The 25,515-nt window shown below is 72.0% G+C and carries 22 protein-coding genes; 7 read left to right on the top strand and 15 right to left on the bottom strand.

Annotated elements, in window-relative coordinates:
- Positions 1 to 59: 59 nt before the first annotated feature.
- The 3 genes from K7396_RS21745 to K7396_RS21735 all read left to right on the top strand — a co-directional run bounded on the left by K7396_RS21745 (position 60) and on the right by K7396_RS21735 (position 3,165).
- Positions 60 to 1,712: a penicillin-binding transpeptidase domain-containing protein gene (locus K7396_RS21745; protein ID WP_086721216.1), complete on the top strand. Its 1,653-nt coding sequence runs from the start codon at positions 60 to 62 to the stop codon at positions 1,710 to 1,712.
- A gap of 89 nt (positions 1,713 to 1,801) precedes the next feature.
- A complete protein-coding gene (locus K7396_RS21740; protein WP_223660157.1) occupies positions 1,802 to 2,317 on the top strand; it encodes a YbaK/EbsC family protein in 516 nt (171 codons plus the stop codon).
- Complete coding sequence (locus K7396_RS21735; protein ID WP_086721214.1) at positions 2,314 to 3,165, top strand: EamA family transporter; 852 nt, start codon at positions 2,314 to 2,316, stop codon at positions 3,163 to 3,165. The genes K7396_RS21740 and K7396_RS21735 overlap by 4 nt, the downstream gene beginning before the upstream one ends.
- A gap of 19 nt (positions 3,166 to 3,184) precedes the next feature.
- Here the strand turns inward: K7396_RS21735 and K7396_RS21730 are convergent, their stop codons facing one another.
- The 10 genes from K7396_RS21730 to K7396_RS21685 all read right to left on the bottom strand — a co-directional run bounded on the left by K7396_RS21730 (position 3,185) and on the right by K7396_RS21685 (position 13,759).
- The gene (locus K7396_RS21730) at positions 3,185 to 4,135 is read right to left on the bottom strand and encodes an epimerase (RefSeq protein ID WP_086721213.1); all 951 of its coding nucleotides are present in this window, start codon (positions 4,133 to 4,135) and stop codon (positions 3,185 to 3,187) included.
- Positions 4,136 to 4,275: 140 nt separating this feature from the next.
- Positions 4,276 to 5,058 (bottom strand): SDR family NAD(P)-dependent oxidoreductase, encoded by a 783-nt coding sequence (locus K7396_RS21725; RefSeq protein WP_152104894.1) that lies wholly within the window; start codon positions 5,056 to 5,058, stop codon positions 4,276 to 4,278.
- Between the two features lie 450 nt (positions 5,059 to 5,508).
- Positions 5,509 to 6,717, bottom strand: a complete 1,209-nt coding sequence (locus K7396_RS21720) for a serine hydrolase domain-containing protein (RefSeq protein WP_086716822.1) — start codon at positions 6,715 to 6,717, stop codon at positions 5,509 to 5,511.
- Between the two features lie 123 nt (positions 6,718 to 6,840).
- On the bottom strand, positions 6,841 to 7,614 hold the full coding sequence (locus K7396_RS21715; RefSeq protein WP_223660156.1) for an energy-coupling factor ABC transporter ATP-binding protein: 774 nt from the start codon (positions 7,612 to 7,614) through the stop codon (positions 6,841 to 6,843).
- Positions 7,602 to 8,363, bottom strand: coding sequence for a cobalt ECF transporter T component CbiQ (cbiQ, locus tag K7396_RS21710; protein ID WP_086716824.1), 762 nt, complete (start codon positions 8,361 to 8,363; stop codon positions 7,602 to 7,604). Before cbiQ ends, K7396_RS21715 begins: the two co-directional genes overlap by 13 nt.
- 1 nt (position 8,364) lies before the next feature.
- Positions 8,365 to 9,483, bottom strand: coding sequence for an energy-coupling factor ABC transporter permease (locus tag K7396_RS21705; protein ID WP_152104895.1), 1,119 nt, complete (start codon positions 9,481 to 9,483; stop codon positions 8,365 to 8,367).
- Positions 9,484 to 9,828: 345 nt separating this feature from the next.
- Positions 9,829 to 12,090, bottom strand: coding sequence for an MMPL family transporter (locus tag K7396_RS21700; protein WP_086718847.1), 2,262 nt, complete (start codon positions 12,088 to 12,090; stop codon positions 9,829 to 9,831).
- A 116-nt stretch (positions 12,091 to 12,206) separates the two neighbouring features.
- A complete protein-coding gene (locus K7396_RS21695) occupies positions 12,207 to 12,782 on the bottom strand; it encodes a TetR/AcrR family transcriptional regulator (RefSeq protein ID WP_086718848.1) in 576 nt (191 codons plus the stop codon).
- A gap of 141 nt (positions 12,783 to 12,923) precedes the next feature.
- The gene (locus K7396_RS21690) at positions 12,924 to 13,580 is read right to left on the bottom strand and encodes an ATP-binding protein (protein ID WP_158101141.1); all 657 of its coding nucleotides are present in this window, start codon (positions 13,578 to 13,580) and stop codon (positions 12,924 to 12,926) included.
- Positions 13,577 to 13,759 carry a hypothetical protein gene (locus tag K7396_RS21685; RefSeq protein ID WP_158101142.1) on the bottom strand — a complete coding sequence of 61 codons (183 nt, stop codon included), beginning with the start codon at positions 13,757 to 13,759 and terminating at the stop codon, positions 13,577 to 13,579. Before K7396_RS21685 ends, K7396_RS21690 begins: the two co-directional genes overlap by 4 nt.
- Before the next feature lie 310 nt (positions 13,760 to 14,069).
- On the opposite strand from K7396_RS21685, the gene K7396_RS21680 reads away from it, so the two are divergent.
- The 3 genes from K7396_RS21680 (at position 14,070) to K7396_RS21670 (ending at position 16,178) form a co-directional block, all read left to right on the top strand.
- Positions 14,070 to 14,972, top strand: a complete 903-nt coding sequence (locus K7396_RS21680; RefSeq protein ID WP_223660155.1) for a helix-turn-helix domain-containing protein — start codon at positions 14,070 to 14,072, stop codon at positions 14,970 to 14,972.
- The gene (locus K7396_RS21675) at positions 14,965 to 15,195 is read left to right on the top strand and encodes a DUF397 domain-containing protein (protein WP_086718852.1); all 231 of its coding nucleotides are present in this window, start codon (positions 14,965 to 14,967) and stop codon (positions 15,193 to 15,195) included. The genes K7396_RS21680 and K7396_RS21675 overlap by 8 nt, the downstream gene beginning before the upstream one ends.
- A gap of 392 nt (positions 15,196 to 15,587) precedes the next feature.
- The gene (locus tag K7396_RS21670) at positions 15,588 to 16,178 is read left to right on the top strand and encodes a hypothetical protein (protein ID WP_223660154.1); all 591 of its coding nucleotides are present in this window, start codon (positions 15,588 to 15,590) and stop codon (positions 16,176 to 16,178) included.
- Positions 16,179 to 16,292: 114 nt separating this feature from the next.
- On the opposite strand, the gene K7396_RS21665 is transcribed toward K7396_RS21670, so the two are convergent.
- A complete protein-coding gene (locus K7396_RS21665) occupies positions 16,293 to 17,528 on the bottom strand; it encodes an SGNH/GDSL hydrolase family protein (RefSeq protein ID WP_158101143.1) in 1,236 nt (411 codons plus the stop codon).
- A gap of 565 nt (positions 17,529 to 18,093) precedes the next feature.
- Between K7396_RS21665 and K7396_RS21660 the strand changes: the two genes are divergently transcribed.
- Positions 18,094 to 21,447, top strand: coding sequence for a S41 family peptidase (locus tag K7396_RS21660; protein WP_086718863.1), 3,354 nt, complete (start codon positions 18,094 to 18,096; stop codon positions 21,445 to 21,447).
- 168 nt (positions 21,448 to 21,615) lie between these two features.
- Here the strand turns inward: K7396_RS21660 and K7396_RS21655 are convergent, their stop codons facing one another.
- The 4 genes from K7396_RS21655 to K7396_RS21640 form a co-directional block, all read right to left on the bottom strand.
- On the bottom strand, positions 21,616 to 21,867 hold the full coding sequence (locus K7396_RS21655) for a hypothetical protein (protein ID WP_086718855.1): 252 nt from the start codon (positions 21,865 to 21,867) through the stop codon (positions 21,616 to 21,618).
- Between the two features lie 196 nt (positions 21,868 to 22,063).
- The gene (locus tag K7396_RS21650) at positions 22,064 to 22,945 is read right to left on the bottom strand and encodes an SDR family oxidoreductase (RefSeq protein WP_086718857.1); all 882 of its coding nucleotides are present in this window, start codon (positions 22,943 to 22,945) and stop codon (positions 22,064 to 22,066) included.
- On the bottom strand, positions 22,942 to 23,943 hold the full coding sequence (locus K7396_RS21645; protein WP_086718859.1) for an alpha/beta fold hydrolase: 1,002 nt from the start codon (positions 23,941 to 23,943) through the stop codon (positions 22,942 to 22,944). The genes K7396_RS21650 and K7396_RS21645 overlap by 4 nt, the downstream gene beginning before the upstream one ends.
- A complete protein-coding gene (locus K7396_RS21640; RefSeq protein ID WP_086718861.1) occupies positions 23,940 to 25,469 on the bottom strand; it encodes a flavin-containing monooxygenase in 1,530 nt (509 codons plus the stop codon). The genes K7396_RS21645 and K7396_RS21640 overlap by 4 nt, the downstream gene beginning before the upstream one ends.
- Positions 25,470 to 25,515: the final 46 nt, after the last annotated feature.

Here is a 25,515-nt window from a genome sequence, read left to right as displayed (position 1 = left end):
GCGTGGCACGTTCTTGTGTGCGTATTCAAGGACGAGAACTCCGGGAGGGAATCGGTGGCATGCGCCGCGAGGTGAAGTACGGGCTGATCGGCGGATCTGTTGCCCTGGTGGCGGGAGTCGTGGGCGGCTTCACGCTGTTCGGCGGCTCGGACGGGTCCCCGCAGGAGGTCAGGTCGGCGGACGCCAAGGACGGCGGCGGCAAGCCCGGGGTGAAGACCGGCCCCCTGTCGGCCAAGGAAGTCCGCACGACGACACAGGGCTTCCTGACCGCCTGGCAGTCCGGCGACGCGGGCAAGGCGGCCGCTCTGACGGACGACCCGGTGAAGTGCAAGGCCGCCCTGGAGTCACTCGCCAAGCAGGCGCGGTTCTCGAAGGTGGCGCTGACGCCGGGCACGCCGTCGGGCGACAAGGTGCCCTACGGCGTCGCCGCGCAGATCGACTACAAGGGCACCAAGGCGGCCTACTCGTACCGCACCGCCACGACCGTGGAGCGCGACAAGGACACCGGCAAGCCGCGGATCGCCTGGCAGCCCGCGATGCTGCACCCGGGGCTCGCCAAGGGCGACCAGCTGCAGACGGGCGAGGCCGAGGCGCCGCCGATCAAGGCCGTGGACCGCAACGGCGCGGCGCTCACGCCCGAGGCGCATCCGGCGCTGGCCGGGGTGCTGGACAGCCTGCGCGACAAGTACGGCGACAAGACCGACGGCAAGCCGGGCGTGGAGCTGTTCATCCACCGCGCCAAGAGCGCGAAGCCCGCCGACCAGTTGCCCGACAAGACCCTGAAGGTGCTGTCCAAGGGCACCCCGGGCACGCTCAAGACCACGCTCGACGCCAAGCTGCAGGCGGCGGCCGAGCGGGCGGTCAAGGGCAAGAAGTCCGCCTCGGCGGCCGCGGTCAAGCCCAGCACCGGCGAGATCCTGGCGCTCGCCAACTCCCCGGAAAAGGGCTTCAACATGGCCACCCAGGGGTCGCTCGCCCCCGGCTCGACCATGAAGATCGTCACCTCGGCGCTGCTGATGGACAAGGGCCTGACCTCGCCCGGCAAGAAGAACCCCTGCCCCAAGTACGTGACCGTGGGCGGCTGGAAGTTCCAGAACCTCAACAAGTCCGAGATCAAGGACGGCACGTTCGCCCAGAGCTTCGCCGCGTCCTGCAACAACGCCTTCATCTCGCACGCCAAGGACCTCAAGGACGACGACCTCACCAATGAGGCCCGGGACGTCTTCGGCATCGGCCTGAACTGGCAGACCGGCATCCCCACCTTCGACGGCGCGGTGCCCGTGCAGCACGACGCGCAGATGGCGGCCTCGCTGATCGGCCAGGGCGGGGTGCGGATGAACCCGCTCAACGTCGCCTCGCTCTCCGCGACGGTCCGGGCCGGCTCCTTCCACCAGCCGTACATCGTCTCGCCGCAGCTGGACCACCGCACGCTCGCCAAGGCCGCCCGCACGATGAAGCCGTCCACCCTCAGCGGCCTGAAGTCGCTGATGAAGCTGACGGCGACCTCCGGTACGGCCGCCGAGGCGATGGCCGGGGTCAGCGGTGACATCGGCGCCAAGACCGGCTCCGCCGAGGTCGACAACCAGAAGAAGCCCAACGCCTGGTTCTCCGCCTACCGCGACGACCTCGCCGCGGCGGCCGTCGTCCCGGCGAGCGGCCACGGCGGCTCCAACGCGGGCCCGGTGGTCCGCGCCATCCTCACCGCCGGCTGACGGGGCGGGGGCGCCCGCCGGGGTGCCCCTCGTCTCATCGAGCGGATTGTGTTCGCATGGCCCGTACAGCTTTCGCTAGCGTGCGGGCCATGAGCGATTCCCGGTCCGGCACCACCCCGGAAAGCACCCACGCAACGGCTCACCCCCGCTTCGCCGAAGCGCTCACCGCACTGGGACTGGCCGTCGAGGTCCGCGGCTTTCCCGAGGCCACCCGCACCGCCGCCGAGGCGGCCGCGGCCGTCGGCTGCGACCTCGGCCAGATCGTCAAGTCGCTGATCTTCACCGCGGACCGCGAGCCGGTCCTGGTCCTGGTGGACGGCTCCGCCCGCGTGGACCTGGAGCGGGTACGGGCCGAGCTGGGCGCCACCGCAGTCGGCCGCGCCGACGCCGCCCTCGTCCGCGAGACCACCGGCTACGCCATCGGCGGCGTACCGCCCTTCGGGCACCGCACCCGCACCCGCGTCCTGGCCGACCGCGGACTGCTCGCGCACGAGACCGTCTGGGCCGCCGCCGGCACCCCGCACACCGTCTTCCCGCTCGCCCCCGCGGCCCTGATCGAGCACGCCGGGGCCACGATCGCCGACGTGCGCGAGCGCACCGCGTGACCCCGCTCGTCGTCGCGGCCGTCCTGCTCGCCGCCGTCACCCACGCCAGCTGGAACGCCATCGCCCACGGCATCCGCGACCAGCTCCTGGCCTTCACCCTGGTCGGCGGCGGCGGCGCGCTCTGCGGCCTCGCCATGGCCGCCGTCACCCCGCTGCCCGCCGCCGGCGCCTGGCCCTTCCTGCTGGCCTCCGCGGTGCTGCACATCGTCTACCAGGCGCTGCTCATGCAGTCCTTCCGGCTGGGCGAGTTCGGCCAGATGTACCCCATCGCCCGTGGCACCGCGCCGCTGGTCGTCACGGTCCTGGCCGCCGTCTTCGTCCACGAGGTCCCCGACGCCTGGGCCCTGGCCGGCGTCGCCCTGGCCTCCGCCGGGCTGGTCGGCGTCGCCCTCTGGGGCATCCGCGGCTCGGGCACCAAGCCGCACTGGCCGGCCCTGGTCGCCGCCCTCGCCACCGGCCTGGCCATCGCCTCCTACACCACCGTCGACGGCCTCGGCGTCCGCGCCTCCGGCACCTCCCTCGGCTACATCGCCTGGCTGATGATCCTCGAAGGCATCGTCATCCCCGCCTACGCGCTCGCCACCCGGCGCCGCCGGCTCCTGACCGAGCTGCGCCCCATCGCGCTGCGCGGCCTGGCCGGCGGCGTGCTCTCCGTCTTCGCCTACGGCCTGGTCCTGTGGGCGCAGACCCGCGCGCCCCTCGCCCCCATCGCCGCCCTGCGCGAGTCGTCCATCATCGTCGGCGCCGCCATCGGCGCCGTCTTCTTCAAGGAACGCTTCGGCGTCCCCCGGATCGCCGCGGCCGGCCTGATGGTCATCGGCATCGGCCTGATGCTGCACACGGGCTGAGCGGGCCGCCGCGGACGGCTCAGGTGCCGGCCCGTGCCGCGCGCACCCGCCGCACCAGGTCGTCCGCGGCCCCCCGCCACTCGTCGTACCCGAAGGCGAAACCCGCGTCGAGCAGCCGGCCGGGCACCACCCGCCGGCTCTTGAGCAGCAGTTCGGTGTCGGAGCGCAGCGCGAACGCGCCCAGCTCGGCCATCCACTTCGTGGCCGGCAGGCCCACCGGGACACCCCAGGCGGCCCGCAGCGCCCGCATGAACGCGCGCTGCGGCAGCGGGGCGGGCGCGGCGAGATTCACCGGCCCGCACAGGTCGCTCCCGATCAGGAACTCGACGGCGCGGACGACGTCACGGTCATGGATCCAGGACACGTACTGCGCCCCGCCCGCGACCGGGCCACCGAGCCCCAGCCGCGCCAGCCACAGCAGCACGTCGAACACGCCGCCGCGGTCGGGGCTCATCACCATGGCGGAGCGCAGCGCGACCTTACGGGTCTTGGGCGTCGCGGCCTCCTCCTGCGCCCGCTCCCAGGCCCTGGCGATCTCGACGCTGTACGCCCAGTAGCCCGGAACACCGGCTTCCGCGCCCCCGACCACACCCGTCGCCTCGTCGTTCGGGGCGTCGAAGCGGTGGGCGTAGACGGTGGCGGTGCTCATCTGCAGCCAGACCCGGGGCGGCCGGGCGGCGGCCGCGATCGCCTCCCCCACGACGCGGGCGGAGTCCACCCGCGAAGCCATCATCTCCCGGAGGTTGTCCGGGGTATAGCGGCAACTGACGCTCCGCCCGGCCAGGTTGATCACGACATCGCTGCCGTCGACCGCCGCCTCCCAGGCCCCCCGCGTCGCCCCGTCCCACCGCACCTCCCCGTCCCGCACCGGACGCCGGGTCAGCACCACGACCTCGTGCCCCGCCGCGCTCAGCGCACGGTTCAGGATCCCGCCCACCTGACCGGTCCCGCCGGGTATCACGATCTTCATCAGACTTCCCCTCCCTGCGTTTTGCACTTCGTGCACCTTGTGCACTTCGGGTACCGGACCGGCCGTTCCCTCGCGGCCGTGGGGCGGACCCTTGCGGCGGCGGTGCCTGCGTTCCCCCGTCGGATGCCGCCGCGCCGCCCTCACTCCCCCCGCAGCGCCCGGACCAGCTCCCCGTTGGCGACCAGCACCCCGCCGTCCACCGGCAGCGTGACCCCCGTCACCCACGCGGCATCCGACGACGCCAGATAGGCCACCGCCGCCGCGACGTCCTCCGGCCGCCCGACCCGCCCCAGCGGGTACGCGGCCGCCGCCCGCCGCAGCCGCTCCTCGTGCCCCGCCCAGCTGGGGGTGTCGACGGTCCCCGGGGCGACCAGGTTGACCCGTACGCCGCGCGGCGCACACCGGCCGGAGAGCGTACGGGTCAGGCTCGCCAGGCCCGCCTTGGCCGCGCTGTAGGCGTGATTGCCGAAATCCTGGATGCCGTTGACGGACCCGATGTTGACGATCGCGCCGCGCCCGCCGGCCGCCGCCAGATGGGGCAGCGCGGCCCGCGCGCACCGGAACGCGCCGCCGAGCGTGACATCGAGGTCCGCCGCCCAGTCCTCCTCCGGCTCGTCCTCGAACAACGGGGTGTCCGGATGGCACCGGTAGGCGTTGTTGACCAGCACGTCCAGTCCCCCGAACCGCTCCACCGCGCGGGCCACGGCCGCGTCCACGGCCGCGCGGTCCCCCACGTCGCACGGCATCGCCCCGGCGGTTCCGCCGGCCTCCTCGATGCCGGCCGCCACTCGCTCGGCGCGGGCGGCGTCGAGGTCCGTGACCAGCACCCGGGCTCCCTCCGCGGCCAGCCGGTACGCGGTGGCCGCTCCGATTCCCCGCCCCGCGCCGGTGATCAGTGCGCTGTAGCCCTCGAAGCGATGCATTTGTTCGTCCCCCGGTGTCGGGTGGTCCGCGTCTGTTGCAGTGTGCCGCGTTGGGGGTGGCCGTGGGGTGTTTTCCGCGGCGCCGTGTCGCCTCCGGCGGGGGTGGTGAGGGTTGGGCGGGGGCCGCTTCTGCTGCGTGGTGGGTGCCGGTGGCGGGCCTCCGGGGGTGGGGGTGAAGGTCTTCAAAAGCCAGTAGCCCGGCCCGCATCGTGGTGCGGGCCGAGCTACTGGTCTTTTGTTTTGCTGCACCCCCACCGGGGTGGGGCCCCACAAACGGCGGGAGGGTTCGGGGCCGGAGGGGTGGGTTGTCGGACTGCTTCGCTTTACGTCCGACAACCCACCCCTCCGGCCCCGAACCCGCCACCCACCACAAACATGGGGCCCCACCCCACACAACCCACCCCGCCCCCGCCGAAGGCGGGAAAGAACAACAGAAAGAAAAACGGCGGATCACCCGGCAACGTGGGAAACCGCGCGCAACAGCGCTTGCGCCCGAGGGTCCGCCATCACATTCCGCTGCATCCCATTCGTGACGTACCCGAACGCGAGCCCCGTTTCGGGGTCCGCGCAGGCGAGGGCGCCGCCGCGGCCGGGGTGGCCGAAGGAGCCGGGGGCCAGGAGTGGTGAGGCGGGGCCGTGGAGCATGAAGCCCAGGCCGAAGCGGGTGTGGACGAGGAGGGTGCGGTCGAGGCCGGCGGACTCCTCGGTGCGGGCGAGGGTGAGGGTGGCGGGTGCGAAGAGCCGGGGGCGGCCGTCGACGGGGCCGATGAGCGCGGCGTAGCAGCGGGCCAGCGAGCGGGCGGTGGCGATGCCGCCGGAGGCGGGCAGTTCGGCGGCACGGTAGGCGGGGTCGTTCTCGTCGGGCGCCGGGGTGATCGCGGCGAAGGCGCGGCTGGTGAGCGAGTCCGGGTCGGCGTACGCGTCGGCGACGGTCTGCTTGGGGCGCACCCGCAGGCCGGCCGCGGCGGGCCGGGCGGGCGGCTCGACGGGGGCCAGCCGGCCGACGCGGGACTGCTCGGCCCCGGGCAGGCCGATCCACAGGTCGAGGCCGAGCGGCCCGGCTATCTCCTCGGCGATCCAGCTGCCGAGGGTGCGGCCGGTGACCCGCAGCACCAGTTCGCCGATGAGCCAGCTGTAGGTCTGCGCGTGGTAGCCGTGGTCGGTGCCGGGTTCCCACAGGGGTGCCTGGGCGGCGAGTGCGGCGGGGCCGCTGACGCCGTCGATGGCCTGGCCGGGGGTGAGCGGGGTGTCCAGGGCGGGGAGTCCGGCGCGGTGCGAGAGCAGGTGGCGGACGAGGACGCGTTCCTTGCCGGCGGCCTTGAACTCCGGCCAGTAGGTGCCGACGGGCGCGTCGAGGTCGAGCTGTCCGCGCTGGTGCAGCAGCAGCGGGACGAGCGCGGCGATGCCTTTGGTGGCGGAGCGGATCACCTGGGCGGTGCCGGCCTCCCAGCGGGCGGCGCCCGCCGCGTGCTTGCCGGCGTCGCCGTCCCTGGTGCCGCCCCACAGGTCGACGACCTTGTGCCCGTGCCGGTAGACGGCGACGGCCGCGCCGCGCTCGCCGCGCCGGGCGAAGTTGGCCATGAAGGCGTCCCGGACCGGCTCGAAGCCGTCCTCGACCGTGCCCTGGACGTCCACCACTGATTCCTGCTTCCCGCTCATCCGTCGCTTTCGTGACCCATCCATGGTGCAACGCGCGGATCAGTGCTGATGACCAGGACAGCGGCCCGTGGTGTTCGTCACACGGGCCGGTCGCGGGGGCGGCGGTGACGCCTCAGCGGCGGGTCACAGCGGGATGTCGACCGAGCGCGGGTCGAAGCCGAAGGGGAGTTCCAGCCGGTGGGTGCGCATCAGTTCCTCGTCGCACAGCAGCTGCTGGGTGGTGCCGTCGGCGACGATCACGCCGCCGGAGAGCACCACGGACCGCGGGCACAGCTCCAGCGCGTAGGGCAGGTCGTGGGTGACCATCAGGACGGTGACGTCCAACGAGCGCAGGATGTCGGCGAGTTCGCGGCGGGAGGCCGGGTCGAGGTTGGAGGACGGCTCGTCGAGGACGAGGATCTCCGGCCGCATCGCCAGCACCGTCGCGACGGCGACCCGGCGGCGCTGCCCGAAGGAGAGGTGGTGCGGCGGCCGGTCGGCGAAGTCGGCCATGCCGACCCGGGTGAGCGCTTCGGTGACCCGTTCGTCCAGGGCGTCGCCGCGCAGTCCCGCGGAGGCGGGCCCGAAGGCGACGTCCTCGCGGACGGTGGGCATGAACAGCTGGTCGTCGGGGTCCTGGAAGACGATGCCGACCCGGCGGCGGATCTCCGCGAGGTGTTCCTTGCCGACGGGGAGGCCGGCGATCTCGACGGTGCCGGCGCCCGCTTCGAGGATGCCGTTGAGGTGCAGGACGAGGGTGGTCTTGCCGGCGCCGTTGGGCCCGAGCAGCGCGACCCGCTCGCCGCGGCCGACGGTCAGGTCGACGCCGAACAGCGCCTGGTGGCCGTCGGGGTAGGCGTAGGCGAGCCGGGAGACGGCGAGGGAGGGGGCGGGTGCGGTGGTGCTCAAAGGGTCCATCCCAGGAGGCAGACGGCGAGCGCGGCGAGGGGGAGGGCGGCCGCGCGGGTCCATTGTGTGCGGGTGGCGGTGGTCTCGGCGAGCTGGGGCATGGTGCCGGTGTAGCCGCGGCTGACCATGGCGAGGTGGACCCGCTCGCCGCGCTCGTAGGAGCGGATGAACAGCGCGCCGGCCGACTTGGCGAGCACGCCCCAGTGGCGGACGCCGCGTGCCTCGAAGCCGCGGGAGAGCCGGGCGATCCGCATCCGCCGCATCTCGTCGGTGATCACATCGCCGTAGCGGATCATGAAGGAGGCGATCTGGACGAGCAGCGGCGGCATCCGCAGGCGCTGCAGGCCCAGCAGGAGTTCGCGCAGTTCGGTGGTGGCGGCGAGCAGCACGGACGCGGCGACGCCCAGCGTGCCCTTGGCGAGGATGTTCCAGGCGCCCCACAGCCCGGACGCGCTCAGGCTCATCCCGAGGACCTCGGTGCGCGGGCCCTCGGCGACGAACGGCATCAGCAGGGCGAAGGCGACGAACGGCACCTCGATCAGCAGCCGCTTGAGCAGGAAGCCGGCCGGGATCCGGGCGGCCGCGGCGGCAGCCGCGATCAGCAGCGCGTAGAGCCCGAAGGCCCAGACGGCCTCGCGCGGGGTGGAGACGACGACGAGGACGAAGCAGAAGACCGCGGCGATCTTGCAGTGCGCCGGCAGGGCGTGGACCGGTGAGTGCCCGTGCCGGTAGAGCTTGTGGGCGTGGCCGGCGCCCATGTCAGGCGCTCTCGGACGGGCGCCGGCCGTCCGTTTCCTGCTGCCCGGCGCCTTCGCTGCGGCGGCGGCGCAGGACGACGAACACGCCCGTGCCCACGGCGAGCGTCGCGCCGACGCCGATGATCCCGGCGAGGCCGCCGGCCAGGCGCGGGTTGGTGATGTCCTTGACGCTGTAGTCGGCGAGCGGGGAGTCCTTGGCGGCGTGGTCGCGGGTCTTGGCGTCGATGCCCTGGTCGTGGGCGACCTTCTCCAGGCCGTCGGGGCTGGCGGAGGCGTAGTAGCTGATGCCGCCCGCGCACACCAGGGCGGCGGCGAGTCCGGCGAGCCAGACGCGGCGGGCGGAGCGCCGGGGTGCGGCGGGGGCCGGGGCGGCGGGGGCGGCGGCCGGGGCGGGCTCGTCGGCGGGGGCGGCGAGCGGCGAGGTGCGCAGCTCCAGGGGCTTGGCCAGGCCGCGTGCGCCGTACACCAGGTCGGGGCGCACGGCGATCACGGCGCCGACGGTCAGGGCGGTGATCGCGGCCTCGCCGATGCCGATGAGGACGTGGACGCCCACCATGGCGGTGAAGACCTTGCCGATCGGCACGTCCGCGGTGCCGCCGAGCGCGTACATGGCGGTGAAGGCCACCGCGGCCGCCGGGACCGAGATCAGCGCGGCGGCGAAGGAGGCCACGGTGATCGAGCGGCGCCGCCGGGGCAGCACCTTCACCAGCCCGCGGAACAGGCCGTAGGCGACCACGGTCGTCACGATCGCCATGTCGGTGATGTTGACGCCGAGCGCGGTCAGCCCGCCGTCGGCGAAGAGCACGCCCTGCATGAGCAGCACGACGGAGACGCAGAGCACGCCGGTGTACGGGCCGACGAGTATCGCCGCCAGCGCGCCGCCCAGCAGGTGCCCGCTGGTGCCGGCGGCGACCGGGAAGTTCAGCATCTGCACGGCGAAGATGAACGCGGCGACCAGTCCGGCCAGCGGCGCCGTCCGCTCCGCGCCCGCGGCGCCGCCCGTGCCCGCACCCGCCAGCTCGCGCCGGGCGCCGCGCAGGCTGACCGCGACCGCGGCGGCGGCGACCGCACCGGCCGCCACCGACACCGGCGCGTTGATGAATCCGTCGGGTACGTGCATCTCAGGTTTTCTCCGCTTCAGGCTCTGCGACCCGCCAATGGTGGGGCTCCCTGCAAATAACTTGCAAGAGCGCCCATGATGCGGAACGGCCGCGGCGACCGTAAAGGCGGGTCCCCCTCGCACCTCCGGCCCCGGGGGGCGCATGGGGGCGAAGGGGCGGAGCGCGCCGTATGCGGGCGCGCGGCCCGGCGACGGTCCCCGTCCCCACGGGAAGCCGTCGCCGGGCCTTCGGGTGCGCCGCTCCCCGTCCCCACGGGCCGGCGCCGGCTCCGGGAACCGCGCCGCTCACAGCGGCTCCCGGAGGTCTGGGCGCACCGGCCGGGCGGCCGGTGCGGTGGCGGTCGGTCAGACGCGCTCCGGTGCGCGGGCGGCGCTCGCGTCCGGGCCGGCGGCGTCGGCGGCGAGCCGCTTGCGCAGGCCCTCTCCCTCGACGTCGACGTTCGGCAGGGTCTTCTGCAGCCAGCCGGGCAGCCACCAGGCGGAGCGGCCCAGCAGGGCCAGGACCGCGGGGACCACGGCCATCCGGACGAGGAAGGCGTCGAAGAGGACGGCGACGGCGAGGCCGAAGCCGATCATCTTGATCATCGCGTCGGTGGAGCCGATGAAGCCGGCGAAGACGCTGATCATGATGACCGCGGCGGCGGTGACCACCCGCGCCCCGTGCCGGAAGCCGGTGACCACGGCCTCCCCCGGTCGCTCGCCGTGGACGAACGCCTCGCGCATCCGCGTGACGAGGAAGACCTCGTAGTCCATCGCCAGGCCGAAGACCACGCCCACCATGAAGATCGGCATCATGCTCATGATCGGTCCGGTCTGCTCGACGCCGAACACATCGCCCAGCCAGCCCCACTGGAAGACCGCGACGACTGCTCCGAGCGCCGCCACCACCGACAGCAGGAAGCCGAGTGCCGCCTTGAGCGGGACGAGCACCGAGCGGAAGACCACCATCAACAGCAGGAAGGCCAGGCCGACGACCAGCGCCAGGTAGGGCAGCAGTGCGTCGTCGAGCTTCTGCGAGACGTCGACGTTCATCGCGGTGGTGCCGGTGACCAGGGTCTTCGCCCCGGTGTCCTGGGCGATGCCGGTCGACTTGGACCGGATGTCGTGCACCAGGTCCTCGGTGGCGCCGCTGCTGGGCTTGGACTTCGGGACGACGGTCAGCATCGCGGTGTCGCCGGCCTTGTTGAAGGTGGGCGGGGTGAGGACGGCGACGTCGTCCAGCGCGCCGACCTCCTTCGCCACCCGCGCGGCGGCGGATCTGGTGCTCTGCCCGGCGTGGACGCCGCGGCCGTCGACGACCAGCATCAGCGGGCCGTTGAAGCCGGCGCCGAAGCTGTCCGTCAGCAGGTCGTACGCCTTGCGCTGGGTGGTGTCGGTGGGCTGCGAGCCGTCGTCCGGCAGGCCCAGCTCCAGCGAGGCCGCGGGGACGGCGACGGCACCGAGGGCGACCACGGCCGCGAGGAGCACGGTGACCGGGCGGCGCAGCACGAACCGCGCCCAGCGGGTGCCCATGTTGGGGCGCTCGGCGGCGGCGGGCCGGCCGTGCGGCTCGCCGGCCGGGGCGCTCTCCCGGCTCTCCCGGTCCTTGCGTGCCTTGCGGGGCAGCACCCGCTTGCCCGCGAAGCCCAGCAGCGCCGGGATGAGGGTGAGCGCGATCAGGACGGCGATGACGACGGTGCCGGCCGCGGCCAGGCCCATCTTCGTCAGCATCGGGATGTTGACGACGGCGAGGCCGACCAGCGCGATCACCACGGTCAGCCCGGCGAAGACGACCGCGGAGCCGGCGGTGCCCACCGCGCGTCCGGCGGCCTCCTCGCGCTCGCTGCCCTCGGTGATCTCGGCGCGGTAGCGGGAGACGATGAACAGGGCGTAGTCGATGCCGACGGCGAGGCCGATCATGGTGGCCAGCGTCGAGGTGGTGGTGGAGAGGTCGAGCGTGCTGCTCAGTGCGGTGATGGTGGAGACGCCGATGCCGACGCCGATCAGCGCGGTCACCAGCGGCAGTCCGGCCGCGATCAGCGCGCCGAAGGTGATGACGAGGACCACCGCGGAGATCGCGATGCCGATGACCTCGGTGGCGCCGGTCTCGGGGATGGCCTGCAGGGCGTTGCCGCCGGTCTCGACGGTCAGTCCGGCCTCCCGGCCCTCCTTCGCCGCGTCCTCCAGGGCGTCCTTGGAGGCGTCGGTCAGCTCGAAGCCGGTGACCTTGTAGGAGACCTGGGCGTAGGCGGTACGGCCGTCCTTGCTCAGGGCCCTGGCGGTGTACGGGTCGGCGACCCGGTCGACCTGCGAGGAGCCCGACCGCAGGGCGTGGACGGTGCGTTCCACGGCCGCCTTGTTCGCCGGGTCCTTCATCGTCTCGCCGGCGGGGGCCCGGAAGACCACCCGGGCCGTGGCGCCGTCGGCGTTGGTGCCGGGGAAGCGCTGGTCGAGGAGGTCGAAGGCGCGCTGGGCCTCGGTGCCGGGGATGGCGAGGGAGTCCTCGGCGGGCGCGGCGGCGGTGGCCGCCCCGACGCCGGCGACGGCCAGCAGGGCGATCCATATCAGGGCGACGAAGCGACGCCGCCGGAAGGCGAAGCGTCCGAGTTGGTAGAGGAAAGTGGCCACGAGACCGGGTGCTCCCGTCGGGTGAGGGGTGTGCGAAGGCGTGCGTCATCGCCCCGGCGACGAGAGCGGCGCGCCGGGTACGAGGACTCGGTTGGAGGGAAGTCGGGCGGGCGGGGTCAGACGCCGAGGGCGGGGAGGACCACGGCGTCGAGGTAGGAGGCGAGGAACGCGGCGTCGGCGCTGCGGTCCTCGATGAGCTGCCGGGCGATGAGCGCGCCGACGAGCATGTGCGGGGCGAAGGCGAGGGCGGGGCAGTCGGCCGCGATCTCGCCGCGGTCGATGGCCCGCGTCAGCATCGCGTTCAGCCCGGTCACCTCGGGGTCGAGGAGGACTTCACGCAGGGCCTGGTGCAGATCGGGGTTGCCGTGGATGGCCATCCCCAGGCCCCGCATCAGGGCCGCGTCCTTCTCCACCTGTCCCTCGTCGTCGGCCCGGCGCACCAGTTCGGCGAAGTCGCCGCGCAGGCTGCCGGTGTCGACGTCCGCGGTGCTGACCGGCTTGCAGTGCCGCAGCGCCCGGGCCACCAGCTGCGGCTTGCCCTGCCACTGGCGGTAGAGGGTGGCCTTGCTGGAGCGGGTCCGGGCGGCGACGGCGTCCATGGTCAGTGCGTCGTAGCCGACTTCGCGCAGCAGATCGAGCACGGCGTTGAAGAGCTCGGTCTCCCGCTCGGGGGTCAGCCGGCTGCGTCCCATGACAGATACCTCTCGGTCGGGCCGTTCGGACGCGGCCACCCTACCGGCGGAAGCGAACGAAACGGTTTCGTACACTTCGAAGCTACCGCCGGATCGAGCGAAACGGAACCGATTCGCTTGTGGTCTGCGTCACCGAGGGCCTCAACGCTTGAGGACCATCTCGGCCCGGACGGCGAAGCCGCCCTCCAGCTTCCGCCGCCCCCAGCGATCGGCCAGCGCCTCCACGATCAGCAGTCCGCACCCGCCTTCCTGCTCAGGCCCCGGCCTCACCGGCTCGGCCACACAGCCGTGCCCCTCGTCGCTCACACCGATGCACGCGGTCCGGGCGGTACGCGAGAGCGCGACGGCAATGAGGCGGCTGTCGCTGTACTTCAGCGCGTTGCCGACGAGCTCCCCGGCGATCAGCTCCAGCGCTTCCACCTGCTCCGGGGCCACATCCCACCAGCACGCCATGGTCCGGACGTAATGACGGGCGGCGCACGCGGAGGAAAGGTCCCCACCGGGGAGCGACCACAGGCCCAACGCCTGGAGCGGGGTGGACGACTGCTTCAACGCGCCCCAGAGGGCATCCGTTAACCGACCGTCCGGAGAACCGAGTTCAGGTTCCGGATCCCGCCCGAAGTCGGCGAACACGTCGGGCGTCTGGTCGGGCGGCCCACTTGCCCCGCCGGGCCGCATTGCCTCCAGCCGGTTGACGAGGCGGGACACCGGGCCGGTGCCGTCCGTGGACAGATAGCCGGGCCGGCCATCCTCCCCCACCCAGGGCAGCCGCCGCAGCGAAGTGTCATCGGCATTCACCGCGCCACCTCCATGTCGGGCATGCCGCATGCGGTGCCCCGAGGCGTGCGGAGCTGTCGCCGATGCCGTCGCTCGCGCCACTGCTCGTGGGCGAGCAGGTAGGGGCGGATCATGGCCGTTGCCCGGCCGTCGATGGGGGTGTCGGTGGCGTAGGGGCCGGGGCGGCGGGACGCCGTCACAACGGCTGTCGACCGGGCAGCGCGGGCCGGGCGGGAAAGATGGCTCAGCGCTCCGGCACGGTGTCGGCCAGGTGGGGCGATCAGAGACCGCAGTCGGTTGATGACGTGCGCGTACTGGCGGTGCATGACCTCAACTCCCTTTGCAGAGTCAGCATCGATACATCGCAAGAAGACTGCCATTGGATTCCAATGGATAGCCGACTCACAAGTGGAGTTCATCAATGTGGGTGACGAGCAATCCGAGGGTGCCCGTGTCGGCCAATGCCTGCGTACGCTCGCCGTGTTGGGCCGTCGCCGAGCGTGACAGTGAATGGCGAGCGAGAAGGAAGAGGCGGGGATGACCGCGACACTCACAGGACCGGCAGGGCGCATGCAGATCGCCCGTGGCTTGATCTCGTTGCGCGAGCGATGCGGTTTGACTCAAACACAGGTCGCCGAGCGGGCTGGGGTCAGCAAGGCGACAGTGAGCCGTTACGAGATGTGGCAGGACCGCGCCAGGATCCGGTGGGCCACGGTGAAGGCGATCGCCGATGCCTGTGAGGCCTCTGCAAGCGAATGCGAAGCCCTGGTCCGAGTCGCGCGGACCCAGACCGACGGCTGGTGGGTCGGGAACAGCGCGGTGCCTGAGTGGATGGACCCGCTGGTGTCCTTCGAGCACGAAGCGGAGTACGAGCACCTCTGCGCCAACACCGTCATCCCTGGCCTGCTGCAGACGCGGGAGTACGCCCTCGCCATCCATCAGGCGCGCGAGGTGCGCAGCCCGAACGATGTGATCGAGCAGATGGTGGACGCCCGGATTCAGCGCCAGGGCATCCTTCGACGGGAGCCTCCGCTGCACGTGTGGGCTGTGTTGGATGAAGCCGTGATCCGCCGTACGGTCGGCAACTCAGGTGTGATGGCTCAGCAGTTGGACCACCTCTACGAGATGGCACAGAGCCCCACGATCGAGATCCAGATCCTGCCTTTCAAAGCCGGAGCCCATGCAGCCGGAGCCGGCGACTTCGTCATCCTCGGCAGGAACGATGAACGAAACCCGCTCAACTCCATGGCCGTGGTCTACATCGAGATGCGTCGACGCGGGCTCTATCTCGATGAAGCCGAAGACGTGTCCGGCTATAAGCTCACCTTCGACTACCTTCGCTCACAAGCAGCCGACACCTCGGCGTCGTTGCGTCTGCTGACCAAAGTACGACAGGAGCTGTCTCATGACTGATCGCCCACTGTCCGGCATAGAAGTACCGGCTCCCACTTGGTTCAAGAGCAGCCACAGCGGCGGCGAAGGCAACGCGTGCCTGGAAGTCGCACATGCCGGGACCCGGGTCGCCATCCGCGACTCCAAGGCCCCGGACGGGCCCACGCTGGCATTCCCGGCGGCAGCCTTCACGGCGTTCATCGACGAAGTCCGGGGCGCCTCGGCCGACGGCCGCTTGGTGTGACGCATCAGTAAGAGCTGAGACAGACGGCTCGTGACGAAGGGGGTCTCCCGTCGGCGGGAGGCCCCCTTCGCCGCGTGAGGACCGGGTTCCGTACCTCGATGTGCGGTGGCCGCCTCGGGCCGAAGCGCAGCCAAGTCGTTACTCCAGCTCCGCCATGGCGACCCGATGCAGCCGGGCCGACGCCGTCGAAGGCCGTGTGGGAGCAAGCCACCCCGGACCCGCTCGGACGTGCCCGATGCCCACGCATTCAGGAACTCCAGTGGAATGTTTATAGGGTAAAAGGGCGGGCTGTACAGGCCGCTATGGCTGGAATCTGTCTGCTGACTGTTCCCCATCCCAGGAAATAACCTGCCACGGCACACATCGCGTACGACGCATGTGAAAGGAAACCCGTGAGTCAGTTATCGCGAATCAGCAGACGCGCCTCGGCGCTCGCGAGCGCCGGCCTCCTGTCCGTGGGGCTCGGCACCGTATCGGCCACTGAAGCGAGCGCCGCCCCGAGGGCGGACGTCGTCGTCATCGACGGCTACACCAGAACGGTGCGAGAGTCGGCCGGAACTCCCGTCGAGTGCCCGGCATATCAGGTCCTGATCGGCCGGGCGCACAGTGGTGACGAGAACGGCAACACCACGTACTACTGCGGATTCATCCTCATCCACGACGAACTCGTCCAGGTGAGCGGGCCGACCTGGAGCAGTTCCCAAAGGGAGAGCGGATCGTTCTTCTCCGCTCCGCCGCCCGATAAGGCACTGTCCGGCCGGCAGCACAGCGGGGACGAGAACGGTCAGACGCGGTATGCGACCGCCTCGATGACCTGGCAGGGGCGGAATGTACACCTGACCTCCTACCGCTGGACCGCAGGCCAGCGGGAAAGCTCCAGCCACTCGAAGGCAGGCCCGGAAGAAGTCATGGTGGGCCGGCAGCACAACGGAGACGAGAACGGTCAGACCTACTACCAGTACGCCAGGGTCTCCCTGGGGTAGATCAGCTGTGGTTTTCGCTGCCTGCGGTCATCTGCGGCAGCAAAACCGCCACCACAGGGTGAGCAGCCAAGAAACGGTCTGCCGGGTAAACCGGCAGACCGCCACTACGAGGGATCAAGACCGGCTCAGGGGCTTCAGATGCATGCCCTCCACTCCTTGGCCCCGGCTGTTCAGACACGTGTACTCGATGCGGCGTCCCGTGGGGCTCGTCAGGTCGTAGAAATCCTTCAGGCACTTTCCCAGCACCTTCTGGCCATAGGAGTTCGGGTGGAAGGATTCCTCCACCTGCCCCTGTGCGTGAGAAATCCCCGCGGACAGAAAGCGCATCCACTCCGCGTCCCTGCTGGGAATGGGACTGGCCGGCGTGTCACCGGCCCTGGCATGACGAACCCCCTTGGCGCAGACCTCATGACCGTCGAAGGCCCACTGGAGATCCAGATAGTGGACGTTCTTCTCCGCCGCGACGCCCTCCAGCATGTCGGCGATGCCCTTCACCACGTCCATGCGCGCCCAATTGGTGTCCTCGTTGTAGAAGGGGCATCCGCCTGGACTGTAGCGGCTGGAGGAGAAGCTCACGCCCTGTGAGTAGCGGTAGCTGGAGGACAGGGGAACCGGCGACGGGTACGACTGCATCGCCAATGCGTAAGAGCCTTCCGGGTGCCCCGTCTCCCGCATCACCCTGCGAACCTGGTCAATCACATTTTTTACCTTGTCCGGCACTTCTCTCTTCAATTTTTCCTTGAGGTCCCAGTCGTAGACTTTCCAGCAGTACTGCCCGACCGGATTGGAGAGAAATCTCGTGATGCAACTCCTGATGATGTCGCTGAATCCGAGATCATTTCCGCTGATGGAGATCTGAACCAGCTTGATGTCGTATGTTCTTGCGAGGTCTCGCAGCTGGTCCGCCTGGGGCCACTCCCCTTTGAAGGACGTGCCGCCTGCCGCCGCGGGCAGGATATTGCCGGTCACTGCACCTGAGCAGGCAAGATTGAACTTGCGGTCCACGGAAATGTTCGACTCGATGATCTCCGCGACATCGGATCTGTGGCAGCCGTTCTCCTTTCCGGTCGTCGGATCCAGGTACGACCCGTCCACATACACCCGGTTCGGATCTTTCCGGCAGCCACCGGAGTCGCATACGGTGGCCCGGTCCGTTCCGAACATGCTGTCCGTCTGGCTGTACGCCATATCGACGTTGCCTTGCCACCTTCCCCCCTCTCCCGAGATGAAGCTGTCGCCGAGCGATACGATTGCCGTGGGCTTTGCCCTGGGGCCGCCGGCCCCGATCGATGTCGCTGCCGAATCGACCGACGATGCCGCCAGGCAGACCGGCAGGAGTGCAGCGACCACCGTTACCGCAAGGGCTTTCCGATGGATGCACAATGCGAGGCGAGAATTCTTTCGACGGCCAGATCTCATAGCATCCTGCACGGCTTCCCCCTGCATCCGTAGGTGCCTTCTCCGGCAACGAGCCCGAGCGGCGGATCCACGGTACGCCGCCATATTGACGCGGAGAGCAGAGTTTCGGGCCAGATTTTCGTAATGTGGAACTGAAAAAGCGTGGCGCGGAATCAATTATTCAATGATCCGGTCCTGGCGGCCGACGGGCCTTTTCCGGCTCCCCGAAAACCCGACAGATGACCGACGGCGCCACCACGGGCCAGTCGGACGGCAACTGTCCAGCGAAAACGTCGGCCCGGCAGCCGACAACAGCGCTGCGACAGACGGAACAGGTGGCGCGTATCTGCCCGCGGAATTTCGCCATCACCCCGATGTCCGACTTGAGAACCCGTGCGCACCTCACACAGGCCGACTTGCCCCCGCTCCCCCGTCCCGGAACGATGGTTGGGTGAGCGATGCACCCGAGGACGTCGGGCCGCGCCCGGAGTCGGACCCCGCCAAGGCCCGTGGGCGGCTGCATCGGGAGCCGACCGCCACGGGCTCGCCGGGGGCGTCCGACAGCGCCTATCTGCGCTATCCGCACCTCCACGGCGACCTGCTCTGCTTCGCCGCCGAGGACGACCTGTGGATCGCCCCGCTCGCCCCCGAGGGCCGGGAGCCCGGCCGCGCCTGGCGGCTGACCGTCGACCGCACCCGCGTCGGCCACCCCCGCTTCTCCCCCGACGGCACCCACATCGCCTTCACCACCTGGCGCAGCCTCGACCCGGAGGTCCACCTCGCGCCGGTCGACGGCGGCCCGGCCCGCCGGCTGACGTACTGGGGCAGCACCGACGCCCGGGTCTGCGGCTGGACGCCGCCCGACCACGAGGGCCAGGCGCACGTCCTCGCGGTCTCCTCGCACGGCCAGCCGTTCTCGTACTACTCGTGGGCCTACAGCGTGCCCACCGACGGCAGCCCCGGCGGCCAACTGCCCTGGGGGCCGGTCTCCGACATCGCGGTCGCCGACCTCGAAGGGGAGCGCCGCACCCTGCTGCTCAGCGGGAAGCCGCCGCACGAGCCCGCCTCCTGGAAGCGCTACCGGGGCGGCGCGATGGGCCGGATGTGGCTGCACGGCACCCGGCTGCTGCCGGACCTGTACGGGCACCTCGACTCGGTGATGTTCGTCGGCGGCCGGATCGCCTTCCTCTCCGACCACGAGGGCATCGGCAACGTCTACTCCTGCCTGCCCGACAGCACCGATCTGCGCCGGCACACCGACCACACCGACTTCTACGCCCGGCACGCCGCCAGCGACGGCGCGCGCATCGTCTACCAGTGCGCCGGCGACCTCTGGCTGATCGACGACCTGGGCCCGGACGCCGTACCGCGCAGGCTGACCGTGCGCCTGGGCGGCCCGCGGGCCGGCCGGCGGACCTACCAGGTCCCGGCCGCGTCGCACGTCACCGGGCTCGCGGTGGACACCACCGGGCGGGCCAGCGCGGTCGGCGTCCGCGGCAGCCTGTACTGGCTCACCCACCGCGACGGCCCGGCCCGCACCCTCCACGACACCCCGGGCGTCCGCGTCCGGCTGCCCGTCATGCTGGGCTCCACCGGCCGGATCGCGTACCTCACCGACGCCGAGGGCGAGGACGCCATCGAGATCACCAACCTGCCGCGGGCCGGCGCGCCGGGCGCACCGCGCCGGCTGGCCGCCGGTGAGCTGGGCCGGGTCCACGAGATGACCTCCGCACCGGACGGCGAACGGGTGGCGGTGGCCGCGCACGACGGCCGGCTGCTGCTGGTGGACACCGCCCGGCCGGAGGAGGGAGCCGACGAGGACGAGCGCGCCGCCGGCGTCACCGAGCTGATCCACTCCGCCAACGGGCCGGTCCGCGACCTGGCGTTCTCCCCCGACTCGCGCTGGCTGACCTGGTCGCACCCCGGCATCGGCCGCACTCTGCGGCAGATCAAGATGGCCCGGCTCGCCGACCGGCACATCGTGGACGTCACCAACGGCCGGTTCGAGGACGAGCAGCCGGTGTTCACCCGCGACGGCCGCTACCTGTCGTTCCTGTCCTGGCGCGGCTTCGACCCGGTCTACGACGTGCACACCGGCGACCTGTCGTTCCCGCTGGGCTGCCGCCCCTACCTCGTCCCGCTGTCGTCGGCGACCCCCTCCCCCTTCGCGCTGTCCCCCGAGGGACGGCCCGCGGCGGGCGGACTGGACCCGGACGAGATCCCTCCGCCCTCCGACGAGGGGACGGTGCTGGTCGAGGTGGAGGGGCTGGAGAACCGCGTCACGCCGTTCCCGGTGGCGGCGTCCAAGTACTCCTCGCTGGCGCCGGTCAGCGGCGGCGGGCTGGTCTGGCTGCGCTGGCCGATCTCCGGCGCGCTGGGCGAGACCTTCGCCAACCCGGCCGACACCTCGGGCCGGCCGACCCTGGAGCACTTCGACCTGACCAAGGCGCGGCGCACCGAACTCACCAGCTCGCTGGACGGGTTCGCGCTCAGCGGCGACGGCACCCGGCTGGTCGTCAACGACGAGGGCGAGCTGCGCGCGGTGCCCGCGACCGAGACGCCGGACAGCGACTCGACGGTCTTCCTGGACCTGCGGCGCATCCTGCACGACGTCGATCCGGTGGCCGAGTGGCGCCAGGCGTTCGACGAGGCGGGCCGGATCGCCCGGGCGTACTTCTGGGACCCGCGGATGTGCGGCATCGACTGGGACGGGGTGCTGGCGCAGTACCGGCCGCTGCTGGAACGGGTCGCCTCCCCCGACGAGTTCGCCGACCTGCTGCGCGAGGTGATGGGCGAGCTGGGCACCTCGCACGCCTACGTCACGGGCGCCCGGCGCAACGAGGGCCCGCCGCACTACCAGCGCGCCATGGGCCTGCTGGGCGCCAACCTGGTGTGCCGCGACGGGCGTTGGGTGGTCACCCGGATCCTGCCCGGCGAGTCCTCGGACTCCCGGGCCCGCTCCCCGCTGGCCGGCACGGGCATCCGCGAGGGGGCGGCGCTCACCCATGTCGACGGCCGCCCGGTGGACCCGGTGGCCGGCCCGTATCCGCTGCTGGCCGCGGCCGGCGGCACGACCGTGGAGCTGACCTTCGCCCCGCCGGAGGGCGAGGGAGTGCCGCGCCGGGTCGCGGTGGTCCCGCTGGTCGACGAGCGGCCGCTGCGCTACCAGGACTGGGTGGCCAAACGCCGCGCCGTGGTGCGGGAGTTGAGCGGCGGCCGGTGCGGCTATCTGCACATCCCCGACATGGGCGGCTCCGGCTGGGCGCAGTTCAACCGCGACCTGCGGATGGAGGTCTCCCGGCCCGCGCTGATCGTGGACGTCCGGGGCAACGCGGGCGGCAACATCTCCGAGCTGGTGATCGAGAAGCTGACCCGCACGATCATGGGCTGGGACCTGACCCGCGACGCCGAGCCCGTCTCGTACACCTCCAACGCCCCGCGCGGCCCGGTCGTGGCGGTCGCCGACGAGATGACCTCGTCCGACGGCGACATGATCACCGCGGCCTTCAAGCTGCTGGGCATCGGGCCGGTGGTGGGCATGCGCACCTGGGGCGGGGTGGTCGGGATGACCGGCCGGCACCGGCTCGCCGACGGCACCGCGATCACCGTGCCGATGAACGCCGCGTGGTTCCGGCTCTACGGCTGGGGCGTGGAGAACCACGGCGTCGAGGTCGACATCGAGGCACTGCGCTCCCCGCTGCACTGGGCCGAGGGCCGGCACCCCCAACTGGGCGTCGCGGTGCGCACGGTGCTGGAGCTGCTGGAGCGCCATCCGGCGGCGAACCCCCCGGACCTCTCGGACGTGCCGGACCGCCGGCGGCCCCCGCTCCCGCCGCGGGACGAGGGCACCTCGGAGGCGGCAGGCGCCTGACCGGCCGCGGGCTTCTGCGAGCGGCGTCCGCCCTTGCTCCGCTCACATGCTCCGCTCACTTCGCGACATCGCCGGCCGACACGGCGGTGGGGCGCACCCGGTCGACCGGGTGCGCCCCGTCACGTACGGCGCGTACGCCGCCGTACGTGAGGTTCAGGACGAGCCTGTTCAGCTCTGGAAGCGGCCCTCGGCGGCGTCCATCGCGTCCTGAGCGGGCTGACGGCCCTGCTGGCCGCGCTCGCGCGGCTGGGCGCCACGCTCCTGGCCGCCCTGACGGCGGTCCTGGTCCTGGCGCTGGCCGCCGCGCTCGTGGTCGCGCTGGCCGCGGTCGTGACCCTGCTCGCGAGCGTCGCTCCGGGCGTTCTGCGCCTGGTTCTTGAGCTCGTTGGCCTTGTCCTGGAACTGGTCCTTGATGCCCATGCTGTTCACTCCTAGTGGGGTGTATAGGGGGGGTTGGGCCCCGTTCAGCGTGACACGCCCGGACATTGCTCGCATTTCGATCACGTTCGACTACGCTCCGTAAGGGCCGAAGGCCGCTCCCCGTGTGCGCGGGAGCGGCCTTCGGGACCTCGCGGTGCGGCCGGCAGGGCAGTTGGCGGGACGGGTCCCGCCCGGGTCACCGGTCCGCCCGCGCCTTCTCGTCCGCCTCCCCGCCGGCCCCCACCAGGCCGACCCGCATGCCGTCCAGCCGGTCCCCGAAGCGCCGCATCTCCCGCTGGCCCACCGTCCCGACGAGCGAGGGCAGATACCCGCGCAGCGACTGCATCCCGCGCAGCCACCACTGGCCGTAGACGTGCGCCGAGCGGCGCTCGACACCCGCCACGATCCGGTCGACGGCGGGCCCCAGCGGATAGGTCCGGTTCGACGGCCACGGCAGCCGGGAGCGCAGCTCGCGCATGACGGCGTCCTGGTCGGCGCCGCGCACCATGTCGGTGTCGGTCCAGCTGAGGTAGCCGACCCCGACCCGTACGCCCTTGTGGCCGACCTCGGCGCGCAGGCTGTGCGCGAACGCCTCGACGCCCGACTTGGAGGCGCAGTAGGCGGTCATCATCGGCGCCGGGGTGATCGCGGCCAGCGAGGCGATCTGCAGGAAGTAGCCCCGGGAGGCCGTGAGGGCGGGGAGGAAGGCGCGGCCGGTGACCGCGCCGCCTATGAGGTTGACCTCGATGACCCGCCGCCAGGCCACCGGGTCGGAGTCGGCGAACGGGCCGCCGGTCGCCACCCCGGCGTTGGCGACGACCACATCGACCTTCCCGAAGCGGTCCTTGACCTCACCGGCGACCCGGGTCATCGCCTCGTGGTCGGTGACATCGGCGTGCCAGTGGTGGGCCGGACCGTGCAGCGAGGCGGCCACGCCCCGCAGCTCGTCCGGCTCCAGGCCGACCAGCGCCAGCGTCGCCCCGCGCGCCGACAGCTTCCTGGCCAGCAGCGCGCCGACGCCGCGGGCCCCTCCGGTGACGACGACGACCTGTCCCGCCAGGTTCCTGCTCGCCCTCATGCCGTCTCCTCCTTCTTCTGCCGTGCGGAACGGGGGACTTGGGCCACCGCGACCTCTCCGGCGCCGCTCCCGTCCCCGGCGCCGTCCGACCGCAGGTGGTCCTCGACGAGGGCGCGCAGCCGGCCGGCGACCGCCGCGGGATCCTCGACCGGCGTCATGTGACCCAGGCCCGGCAGCTCGGTCAGGCCGCGGCAGTCGGGCAGGACGGAGGCCAGCCGGCGAGCGTGCACGAGCGGGGTGAGCCGGTCGGCGGTGCCCGCCACCACGACGGTCGGCAGCGCCAACCTGGCGGCTCCGCCGGTCAGTTCGAGGCCGGACAGCACCCTGCCCCAGCGGGCCCGCACCCCGGGCGGGCAGGCGTGCACGATGCGCGCGCAGACCTCGATCTGCTCGGCGGTGGCGCCGGGGCCCATGGTGGCGTACCGCAGGGCGCTCTTCGTGAGCGGCGACACGGGGCCGAGCGGTGCCCGCGCGTGCAGCAGCAGCCGGTGCGCCAGGCGCCTGCCCTGTGGGCTGCGCAGCGGGAACACCCGTGATTCGGCGGCCAGATCGGCGCTTCCGGTGCTGCACAGCAGCGCGGCGGCGGCCCGCTCGCGCAGCTGCGGCCGCTCGGCGGCGGCCATGATCGTCATGCCGCCCATGGAGTGGCCGCCCACCACGGCGCGCTCGCCCGGCCGCAGGGTCGCCTCCAGTACGGCGACCAGGTCGTCGGCGAGCGCGGGGGTGCCGTGGCCGGCCGGGCGGGCGGCGGGGCTGCGGCCGTGGCCGCGCTGGTCGTAGAGCACCACCCGGTGGTCGGCGGCCAGCTCGCGGACGACCGGCGCCCAGAAGGCGGTCGAGCAGGTCCAGCCGTGCGACAGGACGACGGCCGGCGCGTCCTTGGGGCCGTGCACCTCGGCGTACAGCCGGGCGCCGTCGGCCGAGGTGACGGGCAGCGTGGTGTGCGGCACCGGCGGGGCGTAGGGGCCGGTGGTGACGTGTCCGGGGCGGCGGCTCATGCGGCCACCTCCGTGCGCGGCGGGGCGGTCCGGTCCGCGGGCGGGCCGGCCGGCGGCCGCAGCACCTCGTACTCCGCGAGGTCGACCTGCAAGGTGGCCTTCTTGAACCCCGAGGTGGTACCCGGCCAGACGGTGGTGTTGCGGCCGTTGGCGTCCAGGTACCAGCTGTCGCAGCCGCCGCGGCTCCACACCGTGCGCGTCATCCGCTCCTGGATCGTGTGGTTCCACTGCTGTACGGCGGAGGGCCGGGCGTCGAGTGCGATCTTCCCGCCGAGGACGTCCAGCTGGCGCAGGTAGTCGGCCAGGTAGTTCAGCTGCGCCTCGATCATCAGGATCATCGAGCTGTTCCCGAGGCCGGTGTTGGGCCCGATGATGGTGAGGAAGTTGGGGAAGCCGGCCGCGGTGGCGCCGCGCAGCGCGGCCATGCCGTCCTTCCACTCCTCGGCGAGCGTCGTGCCGTGGGCGCCGGTCACCCGCCGCGCGATCGGCATGTCCGTCACATGGAAGCCGGTGCCGAAGACGATCGCGTCGGCCTCCGCCTCGGTCCCGTCGGCCGCCACCAGGGTGCTGCCGCGCACCTCCTTCAGGCCCGCGGTGACCACGTCCACATTGGGCCGCGCCAGCGCCGGGTAGTACGTGTTGGAGAGCAGGATCCGCTTGCAGCCGATGCGGTAGCCGGGGGTCAGCGCGGCCCGCAGCCCCGGGTCCTTGACGGCCTTCTTCAGGTGCTTCCTGGCCAGGAACTCGACCAGACCCAGCTGGTCGGGGCGCTTGGTGAAGGCGCTGACCTGCATCTCCCTGATGCCCCAGAGCAGTCCGCGGCGCGCGGCCCGGGTCGCGGGGAACGTGCTGTGCAGCCACTGCTCGGCCGCGGTGATCCTGCGGTCGGCGCGCGGCAGCACCCAGGGCGGGGTGCGCTGGAAGAGGGTCAGCCGCGCCACGTCCGGCTGGAGGGCCGGCACGATCTGGATCGCCGAGGCGCCGGTGCCGATCATGGCGACGCGCTTGCCGCGCAGGTCGGTGTCGTGGTCCCAGCGGGCGGAGTGCGCGACCGTGCCGGGGAAGGTGTCCAGGCCCGGGATCGCCGGGATCTTGGGGTCCGACAGCGGGCCGGTCGCGGACACCACGACGTCCGCGGTCAGCTGCCCGTCGGCGGTCTCCACCTCCCAGTGCAGCGCCTGCGCGTCCCAGCGCATGCCGAGCACCTCTGCGTGGAAGCGCAGGTGCTCGCGCAGCCCGAAGGTGTCGGCGATCCGCTCCAGGTAGGCGCGGATGTGCGGCTGCCCGGAGAAGTTGCGCGGCCACTCCGGGTTGGGCGCGAAAGAGAAGGAGTACAGGTGCGAGGGCACATCGCACGCGCATCCCGGATAGGTGTTGTCCCGCCAGGTGCCGCCCACCGCACCGGCCCGCTCCAGGATCACGAAGTCGGTGATCCCCTCGCGTCGCAGCCGGACGGCCGCGCCCAGCCCACCGAATCCCGATCCGATCACCGCAACCCGCACATGCCTGCGCTCGCGCTCGGCCATCCCGCCGCCTCCCGAGTCCGACGTCGTTCCCTGCCATCTTCGATGC

It is taken from the genome of Streptomyces angustmyceticus, from assembly GCF_019933235.1.
Taxonomy (GTDB): domain Bacteria; phylum Actinomycetota; class Actinomycetes; order Streptomycetales; family Streptomycetaceae; genus Streptomyces; species Streptomyces angustmyceticus.
The sequence above is the reverse complement of the archived record's forward strand: the minus strand, read 5'-3'. Positions and strand labels throughout refer to the sequence as shown.